General features: G+C 45.9%; 30 protein-coding genes. All 30 read left to right on the top strand.

Going from position 1 to position 15,765, the window contains the following annotated elements; translation table 11 throughout:
* The first annotated feature begins 26 nt into the window (after positions 1 to 26).
* Positions 27 to 1,211, top strand: a complete 1,185-nt coding sequence (gene tuf / locus PG915_RS15410) for an elongation factor Tu (protein WP_353497269.1) — start codon at positions 27 to 29, stop codon at positions 1,209 to 1,211.
* A gap of 185 nt (positions 1,212 to 1,396) precedes the next feature.
* Positions 1,397 to 1,585 carry a (2Fe-2S)-binding protein gene (locus tag PG915_RS15405; protein WP_042502742.1) on the top strand — a complete coding sequence of 63 codons (189 nt, stop codon included), beginning with the start codon at positions 1,397 to 1,399 and terminating at the stop codon, positions 1,583 to 1,585.
* Between the two features lie 82 nt (positions 1,586 to 1,667).
* On the top strand, positions 1,668 to 2,144 hold the full coding sequence (gene bfr, locus PG915_RS15400; protein ID WP_112460407.1) for a bacterioferritin: 477 nt from the start codon (positions 1,668 to 1,670) through the stop codon (positions 2,142 to 2,144).
* Between the two features lie 372 nt (positions 2,145 to 2,516).
* Positions 2,517 to 2,828 (top strand): 30S ribosomal protein S10, encoded by a 312-nt coding sequence (gene rpsJ / locus PG915_RS15395; RefSeq protein ID WP_031495630.1) that lies wholly within the window; start codon positions 2,517 to 2,519, stop codon positions 2,826 to 2,828.
* A 14-nt stretch (positions 2,829 to 2,842) separates the two neighbouring features.
* The gene (rplC, locus tag PG915_RS15390) at positions 2,843 to 3,472 is read left to right on the top strand and encodes a 50S ribosomal protein L3 (protein WP_112460406.1); all 630 of its coding nucleotides are present in this window, start codon (positions 2,843 to 2,845) and stop codon (positions 3,470 to 3,472) included.
* 16 nt (positions 3,473 to 3,488) lie between these two features.
* Positions 3,489 to 4,091: a 50S ribosomal protein L4 gene (gene rplD / locus PG915_RS15385; RefSeq protein WP_042478663.1), complete on the top strand. Its 603-nt coding sequence runs from the start codon at positions 3,489 to 3,491 to the stop codon at positions 4,089 to 4,091.
* Positions 4,088 to 4,390, top strand: a complete 303-nt coding sequence (gene rplW, locus PG915_RS15380; RefSeq protein ID WP_353497268.1) for a 50S ribosomal protein L23 — start codon at positions 4,088 to 4,090, stop codon at positions 4,388 to 4,390. Before rplD ends, rplW begins: the two co-directional genes overlap by 4 nt.
* A 15-nt stretch (positions 4,391 to 4,405) precedes the next feature.
* Positions 4,406 to 5,230, top strand: a complete 825-nt coding sequence (rplB, locus tag PG915_RS15375) for a 50S ribosomal protein L2 (RefSeq protein ID WP_042478666.1) — start codon at positions 4,406 to 4,408, stop codon at positions 5,228 to 5,230.
* 19 nt (positions 5,231 to 5,249) lie between these two features.
* A complete protein-coding gene (gene rpsS / locus PG915_RS15370) occupies positions 5,250 to 5,528 on the top strand; it encodes a 30S ribosomal protein S19 (protein ID WP_031495622.1) in 279 nt (92 codons plus the stop codon).
* A gap of 10 nt (positions 5,529 to 5,538) precedes the next feature.
* A complete protein-coding gene (gene rplV, locus PG915_RS15365; RefSeq protein WP_042478670.1) occupies positions 5,539 to 5,871 on the top strand; it encodes a 50S ribosomal protein L22 in 333 nt (110 codons plus the stop codon).
* 16 nt (positions 5,872 to 5,887) lie between these two features.
* Complete coding sequence (gene rpsC / locus PG915_RS15360) at positions 5,888 to 6,586, top strand: 30S ribosomal protein S3 (RefSeq protein WP_112481252.1); 699 nt, start codon at positions 5,888 to 5,890, stop codon at positions 6,584 to 6,586.
* Positions 6,587 to 6,597: 11 nt separating this feature from the next.
* Entirely contained in the window at positions 6,598 to 7,008 is a 411-nt protein-coding gene (rplP, locus tag PG915_RS15355; RefSeq protein ID WP_006075723.1) for a 50S ribosomal protein L16, read from the top strand.
* Positions 7,008 to 7,199, top strand: coding sequence for a 50S ribosomal protein L29 (gene rpmC / locus PG915_RS15350; RefSeq protein WP_004736737.1), 192 nt, complete (start codon positions 7,008 to 7,010; stop codon positions 7,197 to 7,199). Before rplP ends, rpmC begins: the two co-directional genes overlap by 1 nt.
* Positions 7,199 to 7,453 (top strand): 30S ribosomal protein S17, encoded by a 255-nt coding sequence (gene rpsQ / locus PG915_RS15345; RefSeq protein ID WP_042478674.1) that lies wholly within the window; start codon positions 7,199 to 7,201, stop codon positions 7,451 to 7,453. Before rpmC ends, rpsQ begins: the two co-directional genes overlap by 1 nt.
* Before the next feature lie 163 nt (positions 7,454 to 7,616).
* Positions 7,617 to 7,988 (top strand): 50S ribosomal protein L14, encoded by a 372-nt coding sequence (rplN, locus tag PG915_RS15340; RefSeq protein ID WP_006075569.1) that lies wholly within the window; start codon positions 7,617 to 7,619, stop codon positions 7,986 to 7,988.
* Positions 7,989 to 7,999: 11 nt separating this feature from the next.
* Positions 8,000 to 8,317 (top strand): 50S ribosomal protein L24, encoded by a 318-nt coding sequence (gene rplX / locus PG915_RS15335; RefSeq protein WP_042478676.1) that lies wholly within the window; start codon positions 8,000 to 8,002, stop codon positions 8,315 to 8,317.
* Between the two features lie 24 nt (positions 8,318 to 8,341).
* Positions 8,342 to 8,881, top strand: coding sequence for a 50S ribosomal protein L5 (rplE, locus tag PG915_RS15330; protein WP_006075572.1), 540 nt, complete (start codon positions 8,342 to 8,344; stop codon positions 8,879 to 8,881).
* A gap of 17 nt (positions 8,882 to 8,898) precedes the next feature.
* Entirely contained in the window at positions 8,899 to 9,204 is a 306-nt protein-coding gene (gene rpsN, locus PG915_RS15325) for a 30S ribosomal protein S14 (RefSeq protein WP_042502755.1), read from the top strand.
* Positions 9,205 to 9,233: 29 nt separating this feature from the next.
* Positions 9,234 to 9,626: a 30S ribosomal protein S8 gene (gene rpsH / locus PG915_RS15320; RefSeq protein ID WP_042502757.1), complete on the top strand. Its 393-nt coding sequence runs from the start codon at positions 9,234 to 9,236 to the stop codon at positions 9,624 to 9,626.
* Positions 9,627 to 9,638: 12 nt separating this feature from the next.
* A complete protein-coding gene (gene rplF / locus PG915_RS15315; RefSeq protein WP_042502759.1) occupies positions 9,639 to 10,172 on the top strand; it encodes a 50S ribosomal protein L6 in 534 nt (177 codons plus the stop codon).
* Between the two features lie 9 nt (positions 10,173 to 10,181).
* Positions 10,182 to 10,535, top strand: coding sequence for a 50S ribosomal protein L18 (gene rplR / locus PG915_RS15310; protein WP_038228845.1), 354 nt, complete (start codon positions 10,182 to 10,184; stop codon positions 10,533 to 10,535).
* A 14-nt stretch (positions 10,536 to 10,549) separates the two neighbouring features.
* Complete coding sequence (gene rpsE / locus PG915_RS15305) at positions 10,550 to 11,050, top strand: 30S ribosomal protein S5 (protein ID WP_042478682.1); 501 nt, start codon at positions 10,550 to 10,552, stop codon at positions 11,048 to 11,050.
* Positions 11,051 to 11,057: 7 nt separating this feature from the next.
* A complete protein-coding gene (gene rpmD, locus PG915_RS15300) occupies positions 11,058 to 11,234 on the top strand; it encodes a 50S ribosomal protein L30 (protein WP_053438826.1) in 177 nt (58 codons plus the stop codon).
* Positions 11,235 to 11,239: 5 nt separating this feature from the next.
* Entirely contained in the window at positions 11,240 to 11,674 is a 435-nt protein-coding gene (gene rplO / locus PG915_RS15295; protein WP_112460405.1) for a 50S ribosomal protein L15, read from the top strand.
* A gap of 20 nt (positions 11,675 to 11,694) precedes the next feature.
* Positions 11,695 to 13,029: a preprotein translocase subunit SecY gene (gene secY, locus PG915_RS15290; protein ID WP_338163374.1), complete on the top strand. Its 1,335-nt coding sequence runs from the start codon at positions 11,695 to 11,697 to the stop codon at positions 13,027 to 13,029.
* A 39-nt stretch (positions 13,030 to 13,068) separates the two neighbouring features.
* Positions 13,069 to 13,185 carry a 50S ribosomal protein L36 gene (gene rpmJ / locus PG915_RS15285; RefSeq protein ID WP_042478686.1) on the top strand — a complete coding sequence of 39 codons (117 nt, stop codon included), beginning with the start codon at positions 13,069 to 13,071 and terminating at the stop codon, positions 13,183 to 13,185.
* A gap of 148 nt (positions 13,186 to 13,333) precedes the next feature.
* Positions 13,334 to 13,690 carry a 30S ribosomal protein S13 gene (gene rpsM, locus PG915_RS15280; RefSeq protein ID WP_005450559.1) on the top strand — a complete coding sequence of 119 codons (357 nt, stop codon included), beginning with the start codon at positions 13,334 to 13,336 and terminating at the stop codon, positions 13,688 to 13,690.
* A gap of 18 nt (positions 13,691 to 13,708) precedes the next feature.
* Positions 13,709 to 14,098, top strand: coding sequence for a 30S ribosomal protein S11 (gene rpsK / locus PG915_RS15275; protein ID WP_001118870.1), 390 nt, complete (start codon positions 13,709 to 13,711; stop codon positions 14,096 to 14,098).
* A gap of 27 nt (positions 14,099 to 14,125) precedes the next feature.
* A complete protein-coding gene (gene rpsD / locus PG915_RS15270; RefSeq protein ID WP_042478689.1) occupies positions 14,126 to 14,746 on the top strand; it encodes a 30S ribosomal protein S4 in 621 nt (206 codons plus the stop codon).
* A gap of 24 nt (positions 14,747 to 14,770) precedes the next feature.
* Complete coding sequence (locus tag PG915_RS15265; RefSeq protein ID WP_042478691.1) at positions 14,771 to 15,763, top strand: DNA-directed RNA polymerase subunit alpha; 993 nt, start codon at positions 14,771 to 14,773, stop codon at positions 15,761 to 15,763.
* Positions 15,764 to 15,765: the final 2 nt, after the last annotated feature.

The following is a 15,765-nucleotide window of genomic DNA, read 5'->3' as shown; positions in this document are numbered from 1 at the left end:
AATCATAACTAGGAAGGAACACGATCGTGTCTAAAGAAAAATTTGAACGTACTAAACCGCACGTTAACGTTGGTACTATCGGCCACGTTGACCACGGTAAAACAACTCTAACTGCAGCTATCTGTACTACTCTTGCTAAAGTTTACGGCGGTGTAGCTAAAGACTTCGCATCTATCGATAACGCTCCAGAAGAGCGTGAGCGTGGTATCACTATCGCTACTTCTCACGTAGAGTACGACACTCCAGCACGTCACTACGCACACGTAGACTGTCCAGGACACGCGGATTATGTTAAGAACATGATCACAGGTGCTGCACAGATGGACGGTGGTATCCTAGTTGTTGCTGCAACTGACGGCCCTATGCCTCAGACTCGTGAGCACATCCTACTAGGCCGTCAGGTTGGTATCCCTTACATCATCGTATTCATGAACAAATGTGACATGGTTGATGACGAAGAGCTACTTGAGCTAGTAGAAATGGAAGTTCGTGAACTTCTTTCTGAGTACGATTTCCCAGGTGATGACCTACCAGTTATCCAAGGTTCTGCACTAGGCGCACTAAACGGCGAAGAGCAGTGGGAAGCGAAAATCGTTGAACTAGCTGAAGCACTAGACTCTTACATCCCAGAGCCAGAGCGTGCAGTAGACCAACCGTTCCTACTACCAATCGAAGACGTATTCTCGATCCAAGGTCGTGGTACAGTTGTAACTGGTCGTATCGAGCGCGGTATCCTACGCGTAGGTGACGAAGTAGAAATCGTTGGTATCAAAGATACAACTGTTACTACTTGTACTGGTGTTGAGATGTTCCGTAAGCTTCTTGACGAAGGTCGTGCTGGTGAGAACGTTGGTGCACTTCTACGTGGTACTAAGCGTGATGACGTTGAACGTGGTCAAGTTCTTGCAGCTCCTGGCTCAATCAACCCACACACTAAGTTCGAGTCTGAAGTATACGTACTTTCTAAAGACGAAGGCGGCCGTCATACTCCGTTCTTCAAAGGCTACCGTCCACAGTTCTACTTCCGTACAACTGACGTAACTGGTGACATCTCTCTACCTGAAGGCGTAGAAATGGTAATGCCAGGCGACAACATCCAAATGAAAGTTGAGCTAATTGCTCCAATCGCAATGGATGAAGGTCTACGTTTCGCTATCCGTGAAGGTGGCCGTACTGTAGGTGCTGGTGTTGTTGCTAAGATCTTCGACTAATATTTAGTTGATAATCGCAATAAACGCGAAAAGAGGAGCTTAGGCTCCTCTTTTTTTATATGAAAAATAAATTTAATGTCGCTTCAGGGACTTACCTCAATTAGGTCGATTTGGAGGTAAGTAGCACTGGTAATGCTAACAATTCTCGTTTATATTCTTCAGCGTGAATTGTGAAAGGTTGATTTATGTTTGTTTGTTTATGCCACGGCATCTCTGATAAAAAATTGCGTAAGCTTGCTATCGAAGAAGGTATCACTGATATGCGTACCATCAGAAAGTGCACTTCTCTCGGCTCACAGTGTGGTAAATGCGTTAAACAAGCTAAAGAAATCCTCAGCGAAACACAGGCTATGCAGTTTGCAAAAGTAAGCTAACCCCAAAACCTTCGCCAGGTTGCTTTGACACCTCTCTAATTGGTTCTACAGTTAATACTGAGCCAAAGAGGAGGGCTTTGTCATGAAAGGCGATCCAATCATCATTCAACATCTCAACAAAATTCTCGGTAACGAACTTGTTGCCATCAATCAATATTTCCTACACGCAAGAATGTACAAAGACTGGGGCTTAAAGCACCTGGCCGATAAGGAATACCACGAATCTATCGATGAAATGAAACACGCCGATCATCTGATTGAGCGGATTTTATTCTTAGAAGGCATACCCAATTTACAAGATTTAGGTAAGCTCATGGTCGGTGAGGATACTAAGGAAATGTTGGAGTGCGACCTTAAACTCGAAATGATGGCAATACCTGACCTAAAAGATGCGATCGCTTACGCAGAAGATAGTCGCGATTTTGTCTCTCGTGATCTGTTCCAAGACATATTAGAAGACGAAGAAGAGCATGTGGATTGGCTCGAAACCCAGCTAGGACTGATAGAGAAAGTGGGTATTGAAAACTATCTTCAAGCTCAGTTTGTTGACGAAGAGTAGCGCATCATACACCAGGGTCTAGTTGTCCATGACTAGACCCTAAAAGTAAATTCGTTTATTTTTCCCCCACCTATTGCATCCCGTTTTGTGATCTGTATAATACCGCCCACTGACTTAGTTCAGTTGTGAACCAATGAGCAAAGAGGAGTAAGTAATTTGCCTCCGGCAAGTGCTTAGTAACGTAGACTCAGCTTATGTTCGCAGTTAATACAATTGACTCTCTGCCTAGCAGTTGAGTGAATCGAAAATTAGCTGACAATGCGCTCAATTAGAGTGCTACGGTTTCACATAAATCAATCGGCATTCTCTCGCCTTCGCGAGTATGAGTGGCGATATTGTTTGTGTAATTTTTAATTATTGGAGCTCTGTCTCATGCAGAACCAACGTATTCGTATCCGCCTAAAGGCTTTCGATTATAAACTAATCGACCAGTCGACTGCGGAAATCGTTGAAACAGCTAAGCGTACCGGCGCACAGGTTCGTGGTCCAATTCCACTACCTACTCGTAAAGAGCGTTTCACTGTTCTTATCTCTCCACACGTCAACAAAGATGCACGTGACCAGTACGAAATCCGTACTCACAAGCGTTTGATCGACATCGTTGAGCCAACAGACAAAACTGTTGACGCTCTAATGCGTCTTGATCTTGCTGCTGGCGTTGATGTTCAAATCAGCCTAGGTTAAGGGAGATTAGAAGAATGATTGGTCTAGTCGGACGTAAAGTGGGTATGACCCGCATTTTTACCGAAGAAGGCGTTTCTATCCCTGTAACAGTTGTTGAGGTTGAAGCGAACCGTGTAACTCAAGTACGTACACTTGAAGCAGACGGTTATGCAGCAATCCAGGTAACTGCAGGTGCTAAGAAAGCTAGCCGTGTTTCTAAGCCAGAAGCTGGCCACTTTGCGAAAGCAGGTGTTGAAGCAGGTCGCGGTCTTTGGGAATTCCGTTTGGAAAACGGCGAAGAGTTCGCAGTTGGCGCTGAGCTAAACGTAGAACTATTCAACGACGTTAAAAAAGTAGACGTTACTGGTACTTCTAAAGGTAAAGGCTTCCAAGGCGCTGTTAAGCGTTGGAACTTCTCTACTCAAGATGCTACTCACGGTAACTCTTTGTCTCACCGTGCTCCGGGTTCAATTGGTCAGTGCCAAACTCCAGGTCGCGTATTTAAAGGCAAAAAAATGGCAGGTCACATGGGTGCTGAGCGTGTAACGACTCAAAACCTAGAGATCGTACGTGTTGACGCTGAGCGCAATCTGCTTCTTATTAAAGGTGCAGTACCAGGCTCAACAGGCGGCAACGTGATCGTAAAACCAGCTATTAAAGCTTAACGTCTAGGAGTAAGTAATGGAATTGATGGTTAAAGGTGCTGATGCACTAACTGTTTCCGAGACTACTTTCGGACGTGACTTCAACGAAGCTCTTGTACACCAAGTAGTTGTTGCTTATGCAGCAGGTGCTCGTCAAGGTACTCGCGCTCAAAAGACTCGTTCTGAAGTATCTGGCGGTGGCGCTAAGCCATGGCGCCAAAAAGGTACTGGCCGTGCACGTGCTGGTACAATTCGTAGCCCAATCTGGCGTACAGGTGGTGTTACTTTTGCTGCGAAACCACAAGATCACAGCCAAAAAGTTAACAAAAAAATGTACCGCGGTGCTATGAAGAGCATTCTTTCTGAGCTAGTTCGTCAAGAGCGTCTAATCGTTGTTGATAACTTCTCTGTAGAAGCTCCAAAAACGAAAGAGCTTGTAGCTAAGCTTAAAGAGCTTGAGCTTACAGATGCGCTAATCGTGACTAGCGAAGTAGATGAGAATCTATTCCTAGCTGCTCGTAACCTATACAAAGTTGACGCACGTGACGTTGCTGGTATCGATCCAGTATCTCTAATCGCGTTCGACAAAGTTGTTATTACTGCAGCTGCAGTTAAACAAGTTGAGGAGATGCTAGCATGATCACTGAAGAGCGTATCCTAAAAGTTCTACGTGCTCCGCACATCTCTGAAAAAGCAACTATGGCAGCTGAGAAAGCGAACACTATCGTTTTCAAAGTAGCTAAAGATGCAACTAAGAAAGAGATCCAAGCAGCTGTAGAAAAGCTATTTGAAGTTGAAGTTAAGTCTGTAAATACTCTTGTTCTTAAGGGTAAGACTAAACGCCAAGGTCTACGCCAAGGTCGCCGCAGCGACGTTAAGAAAGCGTATGTGACTCTGGCGGAAGGTCAAGATCTTGACTTCGTTGGCGGTGCGGAATAACAGGAGAGTTAAACAATGGCTATTGTTAAATGTAAGCCGACTTCCCCTGGTCGTCGTCACGTAGTTAAAGTTGTTAACGCTGACCTTCACAAAGGTAAGCCTTACGCTCCACTTCTAGAGAAAAACTCTAAGAACGGTGGTCGTAACAACAACGGTCGTATCACAGTACGTCACATCGGTGGTGGTCACAAGCATCACTATCGTTTGGTTGATTTCAAGCGTACTAAAGATGGCATCCCAGCGAAAGTTGAGCGCCTAGAATACGATCCAAACCGTAGTGCAAACATCGCTCTAGTTCTATACGCAGACGGTGAGCGTCGCTACATCATTGCACCAAAAGGCATCCAAGCGGGTGACTCTATCCAGTCTGGTGTTGATGCGCCTATCAAAGCAGGTAACACTCTGCCGATGCGCAACATCCCAGTAGGTTCTACAGTACACTGTGTTGAACTTAAGCCTGGTAAAGGTGCACAAATTGCTCGTTCTGCAGGTGCATACGCACAAATCATCGCTCGCGATGGTGCATATGTAACTCTACGCCTACGTTCTGGCGAAATGCGCAAAGTACTATCAGAAGGCCGTGCAACAATCGGTGAAGTTGGTAATGCTGAGCACATGCTACGTGAACTAGGTAAAGCTGGTGCTAGCCGCTGGCGCGGTGTTCGTCCAACCGTTCGCGGTGTGGTAATGAACCCGGTAGACCACCCACACGGTGGTGGTGAAGGCCGTACTTCTGGTGGTCGTCACCCAGTATCTCCTTGGGGTCAGCCAACTAAAGGCTTTAAGACTCGTAAGAACAAGCGCACTGACAAGTACATCGTACGTCGTCGTAATAAGTAATCTATAAAGAGGAATCGCCATGCCACGTTCTCTCAAGAAAGGTCCTTTTATTGACCTACACTTGCTGAAGAAGGTAGAGAAAGCGGTGGAAAGCGGAGACAAAAAGCCTGTTAAGACTTGGTCCCGTCGTTCAATGATCATCCCATCAATGATTGGTTTGACCATCGCTGTCCATAATGGTCGTCAGCACGTACCAGTTTTCGTTACCGAAGAAATGATCGGTCACAAACTGGGTGAATTTGCACCAACTCGCACTTACCGCGGCCACGCTGCGGATAAGAAAGCTAAGAAGAAATAAGGAGTAGATGATGGAAGCTATCGCTAAACATAACTTTGCTCGTATTTCTCCTCAGAAAGCTCGCTTAGTTGCAGACCAAATCCGCGGTAAAAGCGTGGATCAAGCTCTTGAACTACTAACTTTCAGCAACAAAAAAGCTGCTGAACTAGTTAAGAAAGTTCTTGAATCAGCAATCGCGAATGCGGAACACAACGAAGGTGCAGATATCGACGATCTTTCAGTCGCAAAAATCTTCGTAGATGAAGGTCCTATCATGAAGCGTATTATGCCTCGTGCTAAAGGCCGTGCCGACCGTATCTTGAAGCGTTCTTGCCACATCACTGTTGTTGTTGCAGACGCTTAAGACTAGGAGATAAGCAATGGGTCAGAAAGTACATCCTAATGGTATTCGTCTTGGCATCGTTAAGCCTTGGAATGCTACATGGTTTGCTAACACCAAAGATTTCGCTGACAACCTAGACGGCGACTTCAAGGTACGTCAGTTCCTTACTAAGGAACTAGCAAAAGCGTCTCTTTCACGTATCGTTATCGAGCGTCCAGCTAAGAGCATCCGTGTGACTATTCACACTGCTCGTCCTGGCGTTGTTATCGGTAAGAAAGGTGAAGACGTTGAGAAGCTACGCGCAGCTGTAGCTAAAATCGCAGGTGTACCAGCGCAAATTAACATCGCTGAAGTACGTAAGCCTGAGCTAGACGGCCAACTTGTGGCTGATAGCATCGCGTCTCAACTTGAGCGTCGTGTTATGTTCCGTCGTGCTATGAAGCGTGCGGTACAAAATGCTATGCGTCTTGGCGCTAAAGGTATCAAAGTGGAAGTAAGTGGTCGTCTAGGCGGCGCTGAAATCGCACGTTCTGAGTGGTACCGTGAAGGCCGTGTGCCTCTACACACTCTACGTGCTGACATTGATTACGCAACTTCTTCGGCTCACACCCAATACGGTGTGATCGGCATTAAAGTTTGGATCTTCAAAGGTGAGATTCTAGGCGGTATGCCAGCAGCTAACGCTGTAGAGCCAAAAGGCGACAAGCCTAAGAAGCAGCGCAAAGGCCGTAAGTAAGGAGTCGACAGATGCTACAACCTAAACGTACTAAGTTCCGTAAGGTTCAGACTGGTCGCAACCGTGGTCTAGCTAAAGGTACAGACGTAAGCTTCGGCACATTCGGTCTTAAGGCTGTTGGTCGTGGTCGTCTTACTGCTCGTCAGATCGAAGCGGCACGTCGTGCAATGACGCGTCACGTTAAGCGTCAAGGTAAAATCTGGATTCGTGTATTCCCAGACAAGCCTATCACAGAAAAACCACTAGAAGTTCGTCAAGGTAAGGGTAAAGGTAACGTTGAGTACTGGGTAGCCCAAATCCAACCTGGTAAGGTTATGTACGAAATGGACGGTGTACCTGAAGAGTTGGCACGTGAAGCGTTCCGCCTAGCGGCTCGCAAACTGCCGTTCAAAACTACATTTGTAACTAAGCAGGTGATGTGATGAAAGCACAAGATCTACGCGAAAAAAACGTTGAAGAGCTTAACGCTGAGCTTTTGAATTTGCTACGTGAACAGTTCAACTTGCGCATGCAAGCTGCAACTGGTCAGCTTCAGCAAACTCATACTCTAAAAGCTGTACGCCGTGATATCGCACGTGTGAAAACTGTTTTGACTGAGAAGGCAGGCGCATAATGAGCGAACAAATCCGTACTCAACTAGGTCGTGTAATTAGCAACAAAGGCGATAAGTCTATTGTTGTTGCAATCGAACGCATGGTTAAACACCCAATTTACGGTAAATTCGTAAAGCGTACGACTAAACTACACGCACATGACGAAAACAACGAGTGTGGCATTGGCGACACTGTTGAAGTTCGTGAGTGCCGTCCACTGTCTAAGACTAAGTCTTGGACTTTGGTAAGCATCGTAGAAAAAGCGAAAATTTAATCGTTTTTCTCTAGCGAAATCAAGCGGCTCCAAATTATTTTTGGGGCCGCTTATTTTTTTTGTCTACCCAATCACAAAAAAAGGGTGGTACAATTCGCGTCCCTTTAAAGAGGCAGCCCGACCCGAGAGGGTCTAGTTTTTAATATTTAGCGGAGCACTAACAATGATCCAAATGCAAAGTACACTTGACGCAGCAGATAACTCTGGCGCGCGCAAGGTAATGTGTATTAAGGTTCTGGGTGGCTCACACCGTCGTTACGCACACATCGGCGACATCATCAAAGTTACTGTGAAAGAAGCAATTCCTCGCGGTAAAGTAAAAAAAGGTGATGTTCTGAAGGCGGTAGTAGTTCGCACCCGTAAAGGCGTACGTCGTCCAGACGGTTCTGTCATTCGCTTCGACCGTAATGCTTGTGTATTGTTGAACGACACTACTGAGCAACCAGTCGGCACACGTATCTTTGGTCCAGTGACTCGTGAACTTCGTAATGCGAAATTCATGAAAATTGTTTCACTAGCACCTGAAGTACTGTAAGGAGCTACATAATGGCAGCTAAAATCCGTCGTAATGACGAAGTAATCGTTCTTGCTGGTAAAGATAAAGGCAAGAAAGGTAAAGTAACTAAGGTTCTAGCAACTGGTAAAGTTATCGTTGAAGGTATCAACCTTGTTAAGAAGCACCAAAAGCCTCAACCGGCTCTAGGTCAACAAGGTGGCATCGTTGAGCAAGAAGCAGCAATTGACGCTTCTAACGTTGCAATCTTTAACGCGGCTACTGGTAAAGCTGACCGCATCGGTTTCCGTATCGAAGATGGCAAGAAAGTTCGTTTCTTCAAGTCTAACGGCGAAACTGTTTCTAACTAATAGAAAGTAATTTGGAGTTCTACTATGGCGAAACTGCATGATTACTACAAGTCGTCTGTAGTTGCTGAATTGACCAAACAATTCAACTACTCAAGCGTCATGCAAGTCCCTAGGATTGAGAAAATCACCCTAAACATGGGCGTTGGTGAAGCAATCAACGATAAGAAACTGCTAGAAAACGCAGCAGCTGATATGGCAACGATCTCTGGTCAAAAGCCTCTTATCACTAAAGCGCGTAAATCTGTTGCAGGTTTCAAAATTCGTGAAGGCTACCCAATTGGTTGTAAAGTAACCTTGCGTGGCGAACGTATGTGGGAATTTTTAGAGCGTTTAATCTCTATCGCACTTCCACGTGTACGTGACTTCCGTGGCGTTAGCGCTAAGTCTTTTGACGGACGCGGTAACTACAGCATGGGCGTTCGCGAGCAAATCATCTTCCCGGAAATCGACTACGATAAAGTAGACCGTGTTCGTGGCCTAGACATCACTATTACGACGTCTGCTGCAAACGATGAGGAAGGCCGAGCTCTGCTGGCTGCCTTTAACTTCCCATTCCGTAAGTAAGGTGAAGGGTTACTGTTATGGCTAAACAATCAATGAAAGCGCGCGAAACTAAACGCGCGAAGCTAGTAGCTAAGTTTGCTGAAAAGCGCTCAGCTCTAAAAGCTATCATCAGCGATGTAAACGCATCTGAAGAAGATCGTTGGAACGCAGTACTTAAACTGCAAGCTCTTCCACGTGATTCAAGTGCTTCACGTCAGCGCAACCGTTGCAACCAAACTGGTCGTCCACACGGTTACCTACGTAAGTTCGGTCTAAGCCGTATCAAAGTTCGCGAAGCTTGCATGAAAGGCGAGATTCCTGGACTTCGTAAGGCTAGCTGGTAATTGCCACTTAATCATTTGGAGTAAATCTTATGAGCATGCAAGATCCGATTTCGGATATGCTGACCCGCGTTCGTAACGGTCAGGCAGCAAACAAAGTTGCTGTAAAAATGCCTTCTTCAAAGCTTAAAGTTGCAATCGCTGCACTACTGAAAGCTGAAGGTTACATCGTTGACTTCGCTGTTGAAGGCGAAGCAAAACCAGTGCTAGAAGTTACACTTAAGTACTTCCAAGCAAAACCAGTAATTGAGCAAATCAAACGTGTTTCACGTCCTGGTCTGCGTGTCTACAAAAATAAAGACTCGCTACCAACTGTGATGGGCGGTTTGGGTATTGCTGTTGTTTCCACTTCCAAGGGTCTGATGTCAGACCGCGCTGCACGTAAAGCAGGTCTTGGCGGTGAAATCATCTGTTACGTAGCTTAATAGGAGTAGATTATGTCTCGTGTTGCTAAAGCACCTGTCGCTATTCCAGCTGGCGTAGAGGTGAAACTAAACGGCCAAGAAGTTACTGTTAAAGGCGCTAAAGGTGAACTTACTCGCGTTCTAAACAACGCAGTAGTTATCGCTCAAGAAGAGAGCAACCTTACATTCGGTCCTCGCGACGGTGTTGCTAACGCATGGGCACAAGCAGGTACTGCTCGTGCACTAGTTAACAACATGGTTGTTGGTGTTACTGAAGGCTTTACTAAGAAGCTAACTCTTAAAGGTGTTGGTTACCGTGCTGCTATCAAAGGCAACGCTGTAGGCCTAACACTTGGCTTCTCTCACCCAGTTGAGCACGAGTTGCCAGCGGGTATTAAAGCTGAGTGTCCTAGCCAAACTGAGATCATCATTACTGGTTGTGATAAGCAACTAGTTGGTCAAGTTGCAGCTGACATTCGTTCTTACCGTGAGCCTGAGCCTTATAAAGGTAAAGGTGTTCGTTACGCAGATGAAAATGTGCGTACTAAAGAAGCTAAGAAGAAGTAAGGTAACACTATGGATAAGAAAGCATCTCGCATCCGTCGTGCTACACGTGCACGTCGTAAGATTGCAGAACTGGGTGCAACTCGCCTAGTAGTACACCGTACTCCTCGTCACGTTTACGCTCAAGTAATCGCAGCGAACGGCTCTGAAGTTATCGCAGCCGCTTCAACTGTTGAAAAAGCGATTCGTGAAGAAGTTAAGAGTACTGGTAACATCGATGCAGCTAAAGCAGTTGGTAAAGCTGTTGCTGAGCGCGCTCTTGAAAAAGGCGTATCTGCTGTTGCATTCGATCGTTCTGGTTTCCAATACCACGGTCGAGTAGCGGCGCTAGCAGAATCTGCTCGCGAAGCTGGTCTGAAATTCTAAGGTAGGGTTGGAAGATGGCTAAAGAACAACAACAAGCTAGTGATTTGCAAGAAAAGCTAATCGCCGTTAACCGTGTTTCTAAGACGGTTAAAGGTGGTCGAATCATGAGCTTCACTGCACTAACAGTAGTTGGTGACGGTAACGGTCGCGTAGGTTTCGGTTACGGCAAAGCTCGTGAAGTACCTGCTGCGATTCAAAAAGCAATGGAAAAAGCACGTCGTAACATGACTACGATCGCGCTTAACGAAGGCACTCTTCACCACCCGGTGAAAGGTCGCCACTCTGGCTCTAAAGTTTACATGCAGCCAGCAGCAGAAGGTACGGGTGTTATCGCAGGTGGTGCGATGCGTGCAGTACTAGAAGTTGCAGGTGTACACAACGTACTATCTAAAGCATACGGTTCTACGAACCCTATCAACATCGTTCGTGCTACGATCGATGCTCTAGGTAGCATGAAGTCACCAGAAATGGTTGCTGCTAAACGTGGTCTAACTGTTGAATCTATTTCGGAGTAAGAACACCATGGCAACTATCAAAGTAACTCAAACTAAGAGCTCAATTGGTCGCCTACCTAAGCACAAAGCGTGTCTTAAAGGTCTTGGCCTTCGTAAAATCAACCACACAGTAGAACTTGAAGATACACCGTGCATTCGCGGTATGATCAACAAGGTTTACTACATGGTTAAAGTTGAGGAGTAATCAGAATGCGTTTGAATACTCTATCACCGGCTGCGGGTTCTAAGCCTTCTAAGAAGCGCGTAGGCCGTGGTATCGGTTCTGGCCTAGGTAAAACTGGTGGCCGTGGTCACAAAGGTCAAAAATCACGTTCTGGCGGCAGTGTTCGTCCAGGTTTTGAAGGCGGTCAAATGCCTTTGAAACAGCGTCTACCAAAATTCGGTTTCACTTCTCGTAAGAGCCTAGTGTCTGCTGAAGTTCGTCTAGCTGAGCTAGCGAAAGTAACTGGTGACGTTGTAGATCTAAACAGCCTTAAAGCAGCTAACGTTATCACTAAGAACATCGAATTTGTTAAAGTTGTTCTTTCAGGTGAAATCGACAAAGCTGTGACTGTTAAAGGTCTACGCGTGACTAAAGGCGCTAAAGCTGCAATCGAAGCTGCAGGCGGTAAAATCGAGGAATAATCTCGAGGGATGAGGTACAGATGGCTAAGAAACCAGGACAAGATTTTAGTAGTGCAAAGAATGGCTTAAACGAACTTAAGTCTAGACTTTTATTCGTGATAGGCGCACTTTTAGTGTTCCGTGCCGGCTCTTTTGTGCCGATCCCTGGTATTGACGCAGCTGTACTTGCCGATTTGTTCGAACAGCAAAAAGGTACCATCGTAGAAATGTTTAACATGTTCTCCGGTGGTGCATTAGAGCGTGCATCTATTTTAGCACTGGGCATCATGCCGTATATTTCGGCGTCGATTGTTGTCCAGTTGCTAACGGTAGTTCATCCAGCGTTAGCCGAACTCAAGAAAGAGGGTGAGGCAGGGCGTCGTAAGATTAGCCAATATACGCGTTATGGTACGCTTGTACTTGCAACATTCCAGGCAATAGGTATCGCAACTGGCCTTCCAAACATGGTCAATAATCTGGTTGTTATCAACCAAACCATGTTTACGCTAATTGCAACCGTAAGTTTAGTAACTGGTACCATGTTCCTAATGTGGTTAGGTGAACAAATTACAGAGCGTGGAATTGGTAATGGTATTTCCATTCTAATTTTTGCAGGTATTGTTGCTGGATTGCCTTCTGCAATCGGTCAAACAATCGAGCAAGCGCGTCAAGGTGAACTGCACGTACTTCTTCTGTTGTTGATTGCTGTACTCGCTTTCGCAGTGATTTACTTTGTTGTGTTTATGGAACGTGGTCAACGTCGTATCGTCGTTAACTACGCTAAACGTCAACAAGGCCGTAAGGTTTTCGCTGCACAAAGCACACACCTACCGTTGAAAATCAACATGGCAGGTGTTATTCCAGCAATCTTTGCTTCAAGCATTATCCTGTTCCCAGGAACACTGGCTCAGTGGTTTGGTCAGAATGGTGAGAGCAGCGCGTTCGGTTGGTTAACTGACGTGTCATTGGCTCTTAGCCCAGGTCAACCGCTGTATGTAATGCTTTATGCAGCAGCGATTATTTTCTTCTGTTTCTTCTACACGGCTCTTGTTTTCAATCCGCGTGAAACAGCAGATAACTTGAAGAAGTCAGGTGCATTCGTACCCGGCATCCGCCCAGGTGAGCAGACAGCGAAATACATTGATAAAGTAATGACTAGACTTACCCTTGCAGGTGCTCTATATATTACCTTTATCTGTCTGATTCCCGAGTTCATGATGGTCGCGTGGAACGTACGTTTCTACTTCGGCGGTACTTCACTACTTATCGTAGTGGTAGTTATTATGGACTTTATGGCACAGGTACAGACTCATCTGATGTCACAACAGTATGATTCTGTGTTGAAGAAAGCAAATCTGAAAGGCGTTGGCCGTTAATTCGGCGATTGTCTCAGATTTCATCTACGGAGTTTAGCAATGAAAGTTCGTGCTTCCGTTAAAAAAATCTGCCGTAACTGTAAAGTTATCAAGCGCAACGGTGTTGTGCGTGTTATCTGTAGCAGTGAGCCAAAGCACAAACAGCGCCAAGGCTAATTAAGCAGAAATTTTTACTTGAAATATAAGGTATGGTCGAGTATATTCCTCGGCCTACCTTTTGCGTGCAAAAGAAGTAGCACTCCGCAGCGTATCCATAACGGGCTTTGCTGCGGCTATTCTTTTTAAGAAACACTAGGAGTGAATAATGGCCCGTATAGCAGGCATTAACATTCCTGATCAAAAACACGCTGTAATCGCACTAACTGCGATCTACGGCATCGGTAAAACTCGCTCTCAAGCTATTCTAGCTGAAGTGGGTATTGCTGAAGATGTTAAGATCAGTGAACTAACTGAAGAGCAGATCGATCAACTGCGTGATGGTGTAGCTAAATACACTGTAGAAGGTGATCTACGTCGTGAAGTATCAATGAACATCAAGCGTCTTATGGACCTTGGCTGTTACCGTGGTCTTCGTCATCGTCGCAGTCTACCACTACGTGGACAGCGTACTAAAACCAACGCTCGCACCCGTAAGGGTCCGCGTAAGCCGATCAAGAAATAATCGGGAAGGTAGAGTACAATGGCTAAACAACCAACTCGCGCTCGTAAGCGCGTACGCAAGCAAGTTGCAGATGGCGTTGCGCACATCCATGCTTCTTTCAATAACACAATCGTAACCATTACTGACCGTCAAGGTAACGCTCTTGCATGGGCAACTGCAGGTGGTTCAGGTTTCCGTGGTTCTCGTAAGTCTACTCCGTTCGCTGCACAGGTTGCTGCTGAGCGTTGTGCTGAAATGGCTAAAGAATACGGTCTAAAGAACTTGGAAGTTATGGTTAAGGGTCCAGGTCCAGGTCGCGAATCTACGGTTCGTGCACTGAACGCTGCTGGTTTCCGCATCACGAACATCGTTGACGCGACACCAATCCCTCATAACGGTTGTCGTCCACCTAAGAAACGTCGCGTATAACGTTTCTAGGATAATTGGAGAAGAATCATGGCAAGATATTTGGGTCCTAAGCTGAAGCTTAGCCGTCGCGAAGGTACAGACTTATTCCTTAAGTCAGGCGTACGCGCGATCGATACCAAGTGTAAAATCGATAACGCACCAGGTGTACACGGCGCTCGTCGCGGTCGTCTATCTGAATATGGCGTTCAGCTTCGTGAGAAGCAAAAAGTTCGTCGTATCTACGGCGTTCTAGAAAAACAATTCCGTAACTACTACAAAGAAGCAGCTCGCCTTAAAGGCAACACTGGTGAAAACCTACTTCAGCTTCTTGAAGGTCGTCTAGATAACGTAGTTTACCGCATGGGCTTTGGCGCAACTCGCGCAGAAGCACGTCAGCTAGTTAGCCACAAAGCTATCCTAGTTAACGGTAATGTTGTAAACGTTCCTTCATTCAAAATTACGGCTAACGACGTTGTTTCTATCCGCGAGAAAGCTAAACAGCAAGCTCGTATTAAAGCGGCTCTAGAAGTTGCTGAACAACGCGAAAAACCAACTTGGATTGAAGTAGATGCTGGCAAGATGGAAGGTACATTCAAGCGTATGCCTGAGCGTTCAGATCTATCTGCTGACATTAACGAACACTTGATCGTCGAGCTTTACTCTAAGTAAGGTTTAAACTAAAGAGAGGACACAATGCAGGGTTCTGTAACAGAATTTCTTAAGCCACGTCTTGTTGACATCGAACAAGTTAGCACGACACACGCAAAAGTAACTCTTGAGCCATTAGAGCGTGGCTTTGGTCACACTCTAGGTAATGCGCTTCGCCGTATTTTGCTTTCGTCAATGCCAGGTTGTGCAGTGACTGAAGTTGAAATCGAAGGCGTTCTGCACGAGTACAGCACTAAAGAAGGTGTACAAGAAGATATCCTTGAGATTCTTCTTAACCTGAAAGGTCTAGCTGTTCGCGTTGCTGAGGGCAAAGACGAAGTGTTTATTACGCTTAACAAGTCAGGCTCAGGCCCTGTTGTTGCAGGTGACATCACCCATGATGGTGATGTAGAGATCGCTAACCCAGAACACGTTATTTGTCACCTAACGGATGACAATGCTGAGATTTCTATGCGAATCAAAGTAGAACGTGGTCGTGGTTATGTTCCAGCTTCAGCTCGTATCCATACTGAAGAAGATGAGCGTCCAATCGGTCGTTTGCTAGTTGACGCGACTTACAGCCCAGTAGACAAAATTGCCTACGCTGTAGAAGCGGCACGTGTTGAGCAACGTACTGACCTAGACAAGCTCGTTATCGATATGGAAACGAACGGTACTCTAGAACCTGAGGAAGCAATCCGTCGCGCAGCTACTATCCTAGCTGAGCAATTGGATGCATTCGTAGATCTTCGTGATGTACGTGTTCCTGAGGAGAAGGAAGAGAAGCCGGAGTTCGATCCTATTCTACTGCGTCCTGTAGACGATCTTGAACTAACAGTTCGCTCTGCTAACTGTCTAAAAGCAGAAGCGATTCACTACATCGGTGATCTTGTACAGCGTACTGAGGTTGAGCTACTTAAAACGCCAAACCTTGGTAAAAAATCTCTTACTGAGATTAAAGACGTACTTGCATCACGTGGTCTGTCTCTGGGTATGCGCCTAGAAAACTGGCCACCAGCGTCTATCGCTGAAGATTAATC

Origin of the sequence: Vibrio sp. CB1-14 (genome assembly GCF_040412085.2) — a bacterium.
Lineage (GTDB): Bacteria > Pseudomonadota > Gammaproteobacteria > Enterobacterales > Vibrionaceae > Vibrio > Vibrio chaetopteri.
The sequence above is the reverse complement of the archived record's forward strand: the minus strand, read 5'-3'. Positions and strand labels throughout refer to the sequence as shown.